General features: G+C 59.2%; 4 protein-coding genes. 2 read left to right on the top strand and 2 right to left on the bottom strand.

The window, feature by feature from the left end; all coding sequences use genetic code 11:
- Window positions 1-8: 8 nt before the first annotated feature.
- Entirely contained in the window at window positions 9-2,081 is a 2,073-nt protein-coding gene (gene brxL / locus O4G76_RS17285; protein ID WP_269398494.1) for a BREX system Lon protease-like protein BrxL, read from the top strand.
- A 163-nt stretch (window positions 2,082-2,244) separates the two neighbouring features.
- Here brxL and O4G76_RS17280 read toward each other — a convergent pair whose 3' ends face one another.
- Together O4G76_RS17280 and O4G76_RS17275 are read right to left on the bottom strand one after the other, a co-directional pair.
- Window positions 2,245-8,304, bottom strand: a complete 6,060-nt coding sequence (locus O4G76_RS17280) for a DEAD/DEAH box helicase (protein ID WP_269398493.1) — start codon at window positions 8,302-8,304, stop codon at window positions 2,245-2,247.
- Window positions 8,305-8,317: 13 nt separating this feature from the next.
- Window positions 8,318-11,551, bottom strand: coding sequence for an STY4851/ECs_5259 family protein (locus O4G76_RS17275; RefSeq protein ID WP_269398492.1), 3,234 nt, complete (start codon window positions 11,549-11,551; stop codon window positions 8,318-8,320).
- A 591-nt stretch (window positions 11,552-12,142) separates the two neighbouring features.
- Between O4G76_RS17275 and O4G76_RS17270 the strand changes: the two genes are divergently transcribed.
- Window positions 12,143-13,975, top strand: coding sequence for a DUF6538 domain-containing protein (locus O4G76_RS17270; RefSeq protein ID WP_269398491.1), 1,833 nt, complete (start codon window positions 12,143-12,145; stop codon window positions 13,973-13,975).
- The last annotated feature ends 60 nt before the right edge of the window (window positions 13,976-14,035 follow it).

Raw genomic sequence — 14,035 nt, 5'->3', positions numbered from 1 at the left:
GACGCGCCATGAGCACACTCGACGACAAGATCAACGAACATTTTGCTGGGTACGTCGTCCGAAAGGATCTGGTGAAGGCGGTCAAGGGCAACGCGATTGTCCCCACCTATGTGCTCGAATACCTGCTTGGGCAGTATTGCGCGACCGATGACGAGGCTTCCATCAATTCCGGGATCGAGACCGTCAAGGAAATCCTGCGTAAGCACTATGTCCACCGCAGCGAGGCGGGCCTGATTCAATCAACGATCAAAGAAAAGGGTCGCTACAAGGTCATCGACCAAATCAGTGTGTCGCTGAACGAGAAGACCGACAGCTACGAGGCGACGTTCGATAACCTCGGTATCAAGAAGGTCGCTGTGGACAGCGGTACTGTCAAAGCCCATCCCAAGCTCTTGGTGACCGGTGTCTGGTGCATCGCCGATGTCCAGTACGAGTTTTCAGAAGACGCCCGCACCTCGCCTTGGGTGTTGGAGACCATCAAACCGATCCAGATCGCCCGGGTTGACTACGAGGGATACAAGGGAGCCCGCACGCAGTTCAGCAAGGACGAGTGGATCGACCTTCTGATGCAGTCCATCGGCTTCAACCCCGATGCATTCGGCCGTCGAAGCAAGTTATTGCAACTGATGCGCCTGATCCCCTTTGTTGAGCGAAACTTCAACATCATCGAATTGGGGCCCAAAGGTACCGGAAAGTCGCATATCTATTCGGAATTCTCACCCCACGGGCAGCTGATTTCCGGCGGAGAAGTCACCATCCCCAAGCTATTCGTGAACAACTCGAACGGACGTATCGGGTTGGTAGGTTACTGGGACGTGGTCGCCTTTGACGAGTTTGCCGGGCGCGAGAAGACCGCCAACAAAGCTCTTGTCGATATCATGAAGAACTATATGGCGAACAAGACCTTCTCGCGCGGGGTGAACCCCATGGGCGCCGAAGCGAGCTTCGCCTTCGTGGGCAACACCGACCACAACGTGCCCTACATGCTGAAGAACTCCGACCTGTTCGAGGCGCTGCCGTCACAATTCCATGACAGTGCATTCATCGATCGACTGCACGCCTACCTTCCCGGCTGGGAAGTAGACGTCATCCGGGGTGAGATGTTCACTCGAGGCTACGGTTTCATCGTGGACTACCTGGCTGAGATACTGCGTCATTTGAGGCAGGAGGATTTCTCGAACCGGCCTGATCAGTACTTCCAAATCAGCGAAAAGATCTCGACCCGTGATCGCGATGCTATCTACAAGACCATGTCAGGCCTGCTGAAGGTTATCTTCCCGGCTGGTGGCGAGTCCCCCGAGGACGTCGAGGAACTACTTCAACTTGCACTCGAGAGCCGCAAGCGTGTGAAGGACCAGTTGTTCCGTATCGATGCGACCTATCCCGAGGTTGATTTCTATTATGTTGGATCGGATGGGCAGAAGCGACGGGTTCAGACTGTCGAGGAGCAGGAGTTTCCCCAATTCTACAACCAGAAGTCTGCACATGACCCGATAGCCCGAGACGCCTCGGGCCATTCGAGGGACGACATCGTCATTGATCGAGACGAGGCACCGACTGGAGGACTGGACGCTAAGGCACGAGAAAAATCTGATCTATCGGAAGGCCACCACGTCTTCGCCGAGAACCGAAAGGGCGTGAGCTATGACAAGCTGTTTGGCCCCTATATCGACGGCGCCCAGCGGATCATCGTTACGGACCCCTATATCCGGCTCTACTACCAAACCCGGAATATGATGGAATTCGTTGAGATGGTCATCCAGCGCAAAGCGCCCGAGGATCAAGTCGCCGTCCATCTGGTGACCGCCCCCAATGACGGAGAGGTGCAGAAGCAGCGAGAGCTACTCGAGAGCATCTCAGAAGCCTGCATCGGTACAGGTGTTGACTTCACTTGGGCATTCGATACCTCCGGGACTGCTCATGCGCGCGACATCGTCACCGACACCGGCTGGAAAATCGTCCTCGACCGAGGTCTTGATATCTTTCAGGCGCCAATGCGTCGCGAGGGTTTTAATCTTGGCGATCGCTTGCAAGAGCATCGGATGGCCAAAGGCTTCTACGTCACATACGTAAAGCAGTGAAACTTTGGCCGGCAAGAGGCGCAGGCGCCGCTAATAGTGGCGCGACAAGAACCGCCGTTCACTTAGAATTGGCCGACCCTTTCAGATCGGCCATTCCGTTAAGATCTACTTCCGCACAGCGTTGAGGCCCCGGATCGCCCCATGTCCGATTATTCTCTCTCGTTCACCATCCCACCCAAATCGGGGACGGAATCTTTCCATTGTCTTGCAGAGCTACATTAAACTCAAGGTCTATGAGGCTCTTCGCCTGTTGCTCAGGAGCACTCCCCTGTTCAAACCGGATCGCGCGGTCGGAAGACGAGCGCCATGCGCCAAAGCCCTGATCAAGGAAGACCGTCGCGACGGACCCATCATTGAAGCTCAACGTCATGCGACGCGCGTGAGCACAATCCGATTTGGCGCCCAATCGAACGTCAGCCCCCGGCACAAGCAGTTTCAGAACTGAAGTCCTCAACTGATCGGTCTCCCAATTGTGGTGAAGGAAATATCCGGACCTGCCCTCCGGAACAGATTGCTCTGACACGATCTCGAGCTTGGCGCCTTGCGCCTTGTTTGGCAGGTGCTTCCAGACCTCGAACAGGAGGCGAGTGGTTAGCGGATTGCGTAAGTACCTGTCGTTGTAGGAAGCCTTTGTGACTTCTTTTCCTGCAAAAGCCTGAGGCCTCAATGACCTTACAATCTGCCAAAAAGCTGCGCCAAAGCGACCAACCGAACCATCCAACTCGCCGGTTATATCACGATGAGCGGAGTTTCCTTCCCCGAAGGACGCCAGTCTATTAAGGGATATCGGGCCTGAAAGTGTAGTTTCAGGGCTCTTTCCGCTCAAAAGCGGACCATTGGCCGTTGCCCCCCAATCTCTGTCGATCCCTGCTGCGCCTTTATCATTGGCAACAATGGCTATATGACGCCCGTCGATCGTCACCTCCGCGATAACCGGTTGGCCGTTGACTTCCGGAATTTCCTTGACTGCATGCAGCTGCGCGGAAGCTCGTGCAGCGAGCCGCACGAGGTCGAGCTTCTGCGACATCTCAAGCGCTGGAATGTCCCCTTGTCGGACCACGACCGCGCAAGCCGCGCCCGACTTATCCGCTTCGGTAAGTGCCGCCATTCCAGGCCATTCGAGGATGTCCCAAGTCGATGGTGAGCCAGTCAGAAACAGACTCATCCGTTCGAGTTGGCCCGAAGCTGCCTTCCGCAGACACCATTCCGCAAGGGGGCGCGTAATCGCCCGCGTCTCGTCTCCGAAAAGCTTGAGAGTCGGTGGCAGCGCGAGACGCGGCAGAACTGCTTGCCGCAGAACGCGAAGGCCCTCGAGGCGATCGAGCCCCTCCGCGCTGAACTGTAGATCTCGCCGCAAGACGCATTCTGGGCAACCATGGGCACAACCGGCGCGGCACTCCAATCTCTCAGCAGCTGTTGTCAACAGTTCCGGGAGGTTCTGGTCCGCAGCGGTCGCGAAGCCGGAGCCACCCGCCGCTTTGTCATAGAGGAATATCGAAGTGCGCCGTGAGTCATCCGCCCGGATACTTGGAGCGACTGCAATGCCTATTGTTTCCGCATCGACCCCCAGACGCGAAGCCAAGGCCTCCCTGAGCCCGGCTGCAATAGCGAGAGCCTGCTGTTTGCCCGGGACTGTCCAAGGCAACATGTCAAACTGAAGCTCGAAAACATCGGTCGTTACCTCGGCGCCCAGCCGGACACGGCGCCGGATCTTGCGGGATACTTCGTCATTCCCTGGGCACCTGCCGTCGTGCCTCGGATTGTCGCGGAGCCGCTGGAGCGGGAGGTGATCCTTCAGCCCCTGCGGTAGGCGATCATCCTCTCTGCTACCCTCAGCTTCAGCCCGACCACACGCTATGCAGATTGCGTATCCTGTCTGTTCCGCTCCGGAAGCCGTTACCAAAACCCTACCTTCGCGAGAGGCGCGGAAGCGTCCAACTTCTGGATCGAGCATCGAAATCCAGTCCGCAGGCTCAGCGGAGACCCGAGCAGGATCTGGCGGCACGAAGGCCAGCTGTTCATAAGCACTATGTGGCTTTCGCGTTCCCAAGAAGCCGGAAGGACGCAGGAGTTCCTCTGGTTTCACGGTCGAGTGGCAACGGGGGCATTCGTTTATATCATGACGTGTGGAACCGAAGGCACCGCACTTGCGGCAAGTGAAGAGCGTTCGCAGATCCTCGATGGAACTGGGATCATGACGGTTACCCCAAGTCGGCAAGATGCCATCTGACCGGTGAACCAATCCATCAATCACCACCTCGCAGCCCGGCGAAAACTCACGGATCGCCATATCAAGTGGACGAGATGGCCCGGCTTCTGCGCTGTCCCGGCCTGCGTGATCGAAAGACACGACATCGACCGGAAAGCCGTAGGACGGTGTAAACCCACGGCGTGCCAGCTCTGTCATCATGAACTCTTCGCGCATCCGCTTCGCGCGCTTGCGATAAAGCCAATGTGCAGGCTCAGTATCCGGGTATGCCGCTTGCGCAGCAAGCAGTTGCTCGTATTCGGCACACCAGCGGCCGCGCATCGTACCAAAGGCTTCTTCGCAGCGCGCGACCAGTCCATCTCGTCCCTCGAGGCAAGTCCCCCGCACCAGCGTGCGGATTGCATCACGTACCGCTTCAGAACCTGCCCAGTCGCCCTTCAATGCCAACATGAAATCTTCAGCTACGTTTCCGGACTGGAACGGGTCGCTCGGATCGTCCAGCGCGCCGAAAAAAATGCCGATACTCGTCTTCACGTTGAGACCGCCTGCCTCGCGCAGGAAGAGCCCCAAGAGGAGAGCGTTAACATGCCGTTGCACCAAGACAGCAGAATCCAACCGGACCCGTGGGGCCTGCACTTCCGCTCGCAACAGGCGGCTTGGGTCGTCGAAAATCATGCGATCGAGGGGGACGTCCTTACAGAATGTAAATGCCATTGCCCATGGCTCCCCCCGGCGCCCTGCACGACCAATACGCTGCCGATAATTCGCGGGCGCAGGGGGGACGTTGGTATTCACCACGAGTCCCACGTCCGGTATATCCACGCCCATTTCCATCGTCGTGGAGCAATTCAAGACGTTGATCTCGCCCCTTCGAAATGCATCTTCGTATGTTTTTAGGCTCTGCCGATCTATCTGCGCAGAATGCTCCTGAGCCCGTAGGAAGGGTGAGAACTCGGCCACACGATCATGGATGTCGGTCCAATGTCCGGCGAGGCGCAGCTTCTGGATCTGGGGGCTTTGCAATAGCCAGGATCGGAGAGACTCTCGCTGCACCGACGTGGGTCCTTGAGGAACTGAGATAGGAAGAGCTGGCATCTCCACTGGCCTGACGGTCTGCAACGCCTCCGGAGCGTTGAGCGATATCCCGCCAGGCGCAAAGGGTAGAAGACGCTTTGTCACCGGACATTCGAAAGCCTGATCCAGTTTGACGATCTCTGATTTCGTTAGGTCCAGGCGCCACGCCCCTGGGCCTGCGGCCCAAAGAACCCTCGATTGAGTTAGTGCTGTCCAAATGGCAGATAGGACCGCTTCAACCCTCTCCGCGTCAGTCGCGCTGTCACGAGAACCACCTGTCAGGCGGTACAGCATGCTTACGAGATTCGAATTGCCGAGTGCAGTCGGGAAGGCCCTGGGTTTCTTTACCGTCGTGGGAGCGTCTGGTGGCGTGCCAGGCTCCAGCACTGCGGACAAGGCGCTTCTCGGCGCGATCCAATGTCTCACATCGGCAGGCTCTTCAGGCAGCCTTGTCGCCAAGTTGGTGCGGAAGACAGCGTCAATGGCAGCATGAAGGATGTCGGCCCAAACACCTTCGTCATGCTCGGCTTCTTTGAGCGGCGCTGGTACTTTTAGTCGAGCGTGTTCGATAAGTCTGGGAAAGATCAGCCGTGCGATTCCCATAGTCTCCGCGTTGTTCTGGAGACGGGGCCGACGGAAAAACTCCCGATACAAGAACAGCTCCGCCAATGCAGAAGCATGCTCGGCCAATCCATTCTCACCCTTCTCGGGACGATCTCGCCAAACCGGTCGGGCGAAGTTCTGAAGCTCCGGATTTGCAGCCAGCTGCTCGACCATCTCACCCCATGGCACTGGCTTGCTCGCACCTTCAGCTTCGCGCAATGCTCTTTCCTGCTCAACAAGCGTGACTTTCAGTGCTGGGTTCAGTTGCACCACTGGACGCAGGGCTTCGATCACACTGCGCAGCTGGGCAGCCTTTTCTGGGTCCCCTTCTGACCTTTGTACCGAATGATAGATGCAGGCTCGCGTTAACGTTCGCTCCGCCTCTTGTTGGAGCTTTGCCGAAAACCGGGCAGTTCCCTGACGGCTATCAGTGAAGCTGAGCAGTCGTCTTCCCTGGCTGGGAACCGGGCTTGAACTTGGGTTGGGCTTGGTTGCTTCGAGGAGCAAGGGCATGGCGTTGCCCATCAGGAATGGTGCGCCAAATCGCTGTGGTCGAGCAATAACGCCCTTCTGCCTCGCCTTCCCACAGCAGTCGCGTTCTTTCTCATCCACCAGCCGCAGAGCTATCACCCTGTCCTCAGGATCGGGCTGCTCAAACAAAGCTCCGTCCCGCAGGCGAAGGAATTCTCGAACTTCATCCCGGCATTGGCCAATTACGACACGTTCGCGAATACTGCTGTGAGCTGCCTGAGGCCCATCGACGTGTTCATCAGGCTCGACATCAAGGATATACTCGTCCTCGGCGTTGTCGACGGCGACCGGTCGCAGATAATCTTGGGCTCTGAGATGTTGGATGTCTGCCAAGAGCCAAGGTGTGCCGCATTCGTCGCACGCTCCGATCTCAAACACCTGCGCGCCGCAGGAGCACTGTTCGCGCTCTTTCAGGTAAACCTCACCGAACGCCCAGTCAGATCCTTCTTCCTGAAGTTCTTGCGACCGCGAGGTGCACTCTGGATCGACGCAGGCCCACATTCCCCCCTGCGCGCGATGAAAGACATGCAGCCGCCAGGGAGCCAACGCGACCCCCGTCTTAGAATCTCGTGCCTGAGCTGCCGCCTCGAGCACGCGCAACGTACGCTCGGTGGTACCGGAAGACAGACGGTCGTAGCCCAGCGTCTCGCTACACTGCCGCAACGAGATGCCACCATCTCGCATCTTCGATCGAACGCTTTGGACACGAGCGTTGGAGGCTAACTCTGACCACAAATCGTGTTCGGTCTGACTTAGGCCGTCAGGATCGATCACGGCGTCAGTTTGGATTGCAGGTAATACCGCTTCGACTTCTTCGCCTTCGATGACTTCAACCTGGTTGGGCGAGAGACCAGCCAGATCGGCGAGGAATGAGGCCAGCGCCTCCCGAGTTTCAGACCCCTCTCCGATGGTCGCGGAGGTAGCCGCCAGCCGAACATCTTCCGGTCGGACGCCAAACGCGTCCCGGACGCGTCTGAGAAGCAGGGCCATCTCTGCCGCTTGAGCTCCGACATAACTGTGGGCTTCGTCGAGGATGATCCAACGCAGCGTGCCCTGCGACTTCTCCAAAAGGGGCCGGTCCTGCGCTCGCATAAGCATGTATTCCAGCATGGTGACGTTGGTCACCAAAACCGATGCTGGGTCAGCGCGAAGCGTTTTTCGATCGCGGATTTCTGCCCCCTGACGCCGGCTGGACGCTGGAAGGCTCTCAGGCAGATGGCGATTGTAGAGCGAATAGGTCAGCCGATCGGAAAGTGGATCGATCCAGGCGCTGAGCCGCTCTTTCTGGCTGTCGATCAGGGCGTTCAGCGGATAGAGCACGATTGCCTGAACGCCCTGTCTGCGCCGTCCCGCGGCGCGCCGGAGCAGGTCGTTCAACATTGGAACCATGAAGCACTCGGTCTTACCCGAACCGGTGCCACTGGTGACTATGAAGCTGCGATGGTTTGCCGCGGCTTCCCAAGCCTTCAATTGATGGACATAGGGCTCGGTATCGGGCCCGCGTCGCGGCCACCGGCGCGGACCTTCCTGATCCAGTGCAGCAACGAGGTCCTCTTCGAGCATTGTGCCAGAAAGCGCGTCGAGTGTTCGATCTGCACGTTTCCAGTTTCGCGCAGCCTCAAATACGGGATCTGCAAGAAAAGCGTCAGAACTGCCGGCACCGGCCCGAAGCCTCCGAGCGACCGCTGAGCGCAATGCCGTCGACTGAACACGCCCTTTGCCCAGAACTGCATCAGCAGCACGGTCGTTAATGCGCGTCAGAATTTCTTCATAGCCTGAGCTCAGCCGCGATACGTGGTCTCTCACTCGTTCGTCCTTCTTACGTCTTTTGTCGGGAGTAGTGCCACGCAACAGCCGCCGGCAAAGACTGCTCAAATGCCCCGGGATCGGTTTGTATGGCCTGCACGATCTGAATTCTCTGACGCTTGGTCGGGGGTGGTCTTATTCCAAAGGCGATTTCCGCCACAAAGAGCGGTGCGTCGATTAGACCGCGTATATCGTCATGGAACTGCTCAAGCCCTGATGGGACGACCTTTGCGCGGATATCACGCAGCGCCTCTACTTGGCCGACATGCCGCTGCGCCGCTGAATTCGCGTGCGATAGAAGCGCTCTTTCTGGGTTGCCGATGCAAGACGGGAGCGTACCGGCCCATTTCGGGAGTTCAGCTGGGCCTGCGAGGCCGGTCTCGAGAAGGCCAAGCGCCATGTGGGCGCAAAGCTCTGGCCTTAGAACGAGGAGTTCCTTGATCCGTCCAGAAAGCTGCTGGCGCACCAGGTTGTCGGCGTTGTCGGCCAGTGCGGCTATGCTGGACAAGGTCGCACGAAGAGCCGCGGCTTCCGAAGCGAGAGCCGTCCCCCAGTCTTGAGGTGGGATGAATATCCAGTTGGGGCCCCCATGCACATCGAGAGCCAGAAGGTCAGAAAGGTCTTCTGACGCGGCCTGCAACAGCAATCGAACTGCCACCGAAGGCACCTTTGTCAGCGCGAGAACCTGGTCCAGAGCACCGGGCGTGGCACCATGATCAAGAAGTACACCGATCAGGCCAACCATTTTTCTGATTGTGGCTTCGCCCTTCTCCTCTCGGAGATTACGAGCAAATTCAGCTACGCGTTGCTCGCGTGTCGTCCGAATTTTCTCGACATCAAGACCTGCTGTTTCGTCTGCGTCCGCCACGACATACGGCCGCGGCGGTCTCAGGGGATGCCCGTCCAGTTCCGGCATCAGGAACCATCTACCTTGCCCAAGTCGCGAGAGGCCATTCGCCTCCACCTGAACAACACGCTCCGGGTCCTCCATATCCACCGTTGAAAGCTGTAGATTAGATGCCAACTCGGCGCCCCGCTCGCTCAGAACGGACACCGTGTCGCCCTCGAGAACGGTTTCGCCAAGATGTCGGCGCAGGATCAACCTTGGAGATTGGTCCAGACCGCTCAAGGCCCGGAGACGAATTTCGGAATCCGGTCCTCCGAGCGCAAGAACCTCCTCCAAGAGCGCCCGGAAACTCGAAAGAGCCACGTCGCCCGCCACCGGGATAGTAATCGTCGGGGCATATTCCTGAGTGCCACCGGCGAGACGGATGCGAAGGTGAGTATGGCCCGCGCTACTTGGTACGATCCGCCAAGAGCGAAGATCATGTACCGTTATCATTCGATCGCCGAGCAACAGGTCGCCAGCCGACGTGACAAACGCGGATCGTGATCGTGGCAATGATAGGGTCCAGCTCAGGATAGGCGTGCCCTTCGGTCCAGCGATGGTCAAAGGAAGATGACCCTTGGTGTGTGCGTTCAATGGGAGCTCTACGCGGGCAACGCCCTGCATGTCGCTAACGAACGGCGCCCCTTCAGCAATCCTAAGCGTCCAGCCAGGAGGGAGCCCTTCGAATAGAACCACGCGCTGATGACCAGGAGTGCTGCTTTCTCGGATTGAAAGAGATTGAGGCACGACGCTGACAGTCAGTCGTGCGCCGATCCCCTTCTCGTCCCACCTGGCAATCGTGAGTGGACCAAGTACTTCGTCGTCTTGGCAGGTATTCTTCCACAGCTTGCTTGTCGCACTGCGGTAGCGAATTTCCTTCGAGAGAAGGTTGCGAAATGGTCGACCAGCTTGGCGGTAAAGCACTCCTGGCACGCCCCGATGCACCGGGGCACCTCGACCATCGAGTATTTTGTACTCGAGCGAACCAACGGACAAAATCTCTTCCTGATCTGAGCGATCGGCATCGGTTGCGACCGCAACGCTCCAGTCCGGGATGGACATGCGGCCCTTCCCCGTTAAGCGCCAGAGCTTTCCCTTTGGCAGATCCGCCTCATGACTGGCTGTCAGGTCACCGGTGCAGTCCGGCTCAAACTGCTCTGGCAGGACAACCCAGACATGAGGGTCAATCGTGGTAAGCGACGAGGACCCGGCGTATTCGAGTTCTCGCGGCCCGCTTTCACCCATTTCTGACAGAAGCCAGAGAGACAACCCGGCCGAAGGCTCGACGGCCGCCGCCCCTGGGAGGTCAACGTGCGATAAGTATCGGCCATCGGCCATCGCCACGAAGCTGGCCGCTCGCTCCAGGTCGAACCGAAAACGTGCCGTTCGTCTTGCGCTAATCCGGCGACATCCCCAGGACCCGCTCGCAGCATCGCGATCCAAGGCCAGCATGAGATCGGGAACCACCGTCGCCAACTCTCCAGTGGGGCCGAGACGCAAACGTGTCCGATCGCCGACCACATGTTGCAAGAGCTCGGCCGCGATCGTGGCTTCGTCCTCCACCTCGATCCAGCCAGACCACCGACCATCGGAGGAACGAGCAAGAAGTCGTCGGAGAGGGTCAGTCACGGCACCGGAACGGCGCGTGGCGGCGACGGCCTCGGATAGCAAGCTGGCCGCTGCCTCTCCATCAAGTCGCAAAGACAGGTTGTCGCGCCATTCAGGGCGCTCCCGATCCAGCCAGGCCTCTACCTCATGTGGTGCAAGACTCGTCGGGGCCATGGCCCGCAACTCGAGCACTTCGCGAGCAAAGGAAACGAAAAGTCTTCGATACTCTTCGGTACGGTACCCCAGCGGCAAGCGGGCGGTGCGTTTGGCCGCGAAGCTCATCGCCAGTGCCTCGGGGCATGCAAGCCCCATTCGTTCCAGATCGGCCACCAGACCCACGATGGCTGCTCGATACCCCCCGCGCGCGCTCAGCAGACGAACCGGTATCCCGCCTTCGGCGGCGATGGTCCGCAGATACTGGGTTGCTCCGTCCGGGGTGCGTTTAGGAAGACGGCCAAATTCTTTCAGCCCGATTTCGGTCATTTCCCTCAGCTCATCCTGACTGAGGGAGCATCGCAGGGGATCGGTCAAAAAAGACCAGCTGAAACCGCCACCCTCGAAATCGAGCCTGTATTTCTCCGAAGCCCAGAGAACGAAAGGCTTAGCGGCGGATTTGTATCGCCGCGCGCCTATCAGATTCTTAACCTCGATCTCCAGCTCGTCGAACTCCCGTTCGGAGATCCGATACGAATGGAGTGGTTGACCGCTCGTGTTTCCGCTCTGTTTGCCCGAAAAAAATTCGTCACGCATGAAATATCTCTCCGCCCCGAGCGGCACTCTGCCAACCAGGCCTCTCAACCGCAAGTCATTCTGGCACAGCTGAGATCGCCATAATGGTGCGCAATACGATTGGCGCGCCCCGAGCGCGTATCCGTGACGAAGATACTGACCGGCTCAAGGTCGAACTGTGGAGATCTCGTGGAAACGGTTCGCGGACGAGGTGGTGGGGCTCAAAGTCAGCTGATCAATTCGGATCTAAGATGTACCTCGCGCACAGGACGCAAGCGCGCATCGACCGGGCCCCGAGTTTTCGCCCTGCCCGACCTTATCACTCCATGGGGAAAGCTCTCGCTTGCGCGCTGGCACATGTTGCGGCACAGTCGCTGGCACATTGCGGAGTCGGACAGGAGTCGCTCCGGAAAAGCGCCTTAGACTCAGTAGCTTAGCTTTACGGCTCCGCCCCCTACCGCCGGAGCCAAACTTCCAGCACTGCGCTGAAGTTGCTACAAAAATCCCCGGGTCTCGGTCAGAGGCCCGGGGATTTTGCATTCCGCTTTGCACAAAGCGTTGCACAGACCCCGATCCTGCCGCGTGGCGCCTCCAACCCGAGGAGGCCCGATCGTGGCAAATGCCCAACCCCATCTCGAGCTCAGAACCACCGGCTACTACTGGCGGCGGCGCGTGCCGGCGCGTGAAAAAAATCGATTCAAACCTGATTTTTTCTGCTTCCCGCTGCGGACTCACGTCCCCCGCGATGCCGCAGAGCTCGCCTGGCGACTGACCGCCGTCAGCGATCTCTGCTTCAACGCGGAGTCGCACGTGTCGCCAGAGATCATGACGAACATCCTGGTCACCTACGCCCGGATCGAGATCGAGGCCGCCGACCGCCTGCGCGCCCTGACCGGTCCGCGCACCAGGCAGGCCGCTGAAGTGGCGATGTCCCTCGAGGGAGCGGCGCGCGCCTCTCTGCGCGACGCCATCTTCCTGTGCGACACCACCCCTGCCCTGACCCCGATCCGTGACGTCGCGGCCCGCTTGGGCCTCACCCTCGATGAGAGCGAAGATGATTTCGCCATCCTGGCCGACAAGATGGTCCGCCTCATGATCGAGATCAGCGAGGAGAAGGAGCGCCGCGCCAGGGGGCATTTCTCCGAGCCCCAGCCCTATCTCTCTGCCGCACTCGGCCAGTCGGCCACTCCTGCACTCTCTTCCGAGACGATCTCCGCCCCCCCCGTCCCACATGAAGCCTCGGCGCAGCCCATCATTCAGGCCGAACCACAGGAAACGAAGACCGAGGCCGCAGACGTCGAGGCGGCAACCTCCGCCCCGACGGCGGCCCTGTCCGCAGCCCCGACGCCGTTTCACCAGCGGGAGGGGCTGTCGGTCTCGGTCGATGCGAGCCATGGCGCGCCGGCGCGTTGCCTGAAGGGGACAGACCCCAGCCTTCTGGATCTCTGGGACGAGTGGTTCGACGAGATGTCGCGTGGTGTGCGGGTCGGCGGCGCCTACACCTTCGAAGATGCCGGCAAGGCCAAGCGGTTCATGAAGGATGCTGACACCATCCGCTCCACCCGCAAGCTGATCGCGGACATCCTGGGCGACACACGCATTTCGCAAGCTGGCGGCGAGGTCTGGACCCGGTTCAACGACACCCTGCTTCGGCTTCCCAACAATCACGGCCGGTCCAGCAGGCTGCGGGAGCTGACCTGTCTCGAGTTCATCGAGCTCCAGGACAAGAAGGAGCAGGCGCAGATCGCCGCCGCCGAGAAGCAGATCGCTCAGCAAGGTCTCGATGGCGATGTGAAGGAGGAGCTCCTTCGCAAGGCCAGGATCGCCCGCATCTCGCCGCGCACGTTCCAGCGCCACCAGAAATACCTGTCGGCTCCCCTGGATCACGCTGTGAGCAAAGGGCTGCTGTCGCATAACCCGTTCAAGCCCTATGTCGTCGGCGAAGCCATGATCGAGGACATGCGCAAATCTCTCCCCACGACGTCGCGCCAGCTTTGGAGCAGCAGCGACTTCGCTGCCCTTCTGAAAACGGAGAAGTGGAGCTCGGAGAAGACCCAGATCAACGACCATGTGTTCTGGGTGCCGTTGATCGCGCGCCTACATGGCCTGCGCAGCGAGGAGATCCTGCAGCTGAAGCCGAAGAACATCCGGCGCGACGACGGCATCCACTTCTTCGACATTGAGCGTGGAACGGGCCAATCGCTCAAGAGCGATAATGCCCGCCGAATGATCCCCATCCACAGCCAGCTGATCGAACTCGGCTTCCTCGAGCTCGTGCAGCGCCAACGCAGCCTTGGCAAAGAGCGTATCTTCGACAAGGTGAGCCGGTCGAAGTCCAGCCGGCTGACTTTCACCTCGAACTTCACGAAGAACTTCAACTACTACCGCACGACCCGGAAAGTTTATAACGAGCGTCGCGACCTGCATGTGAGCTGCCCCGTCTGAGTGCTCCAGGTTAATTGTTAGTGCATGGTCGGCCTCCGGTCGACGGGCACGATGCTTTCT

Source organism: Limimaricola sp. G21655-S1 (genome assembly GCF_027213785.1).
GTDB lineage: Bacteria > Pseudomonadota > Alphaproteobacteria > Rhodobacterales > Rhodobacteraceae > Limimaricola.
Note: the sequence above shows the minus strand (reverse complement) of the source record. Positions and strands in the feature narration are given on the sequence as shown.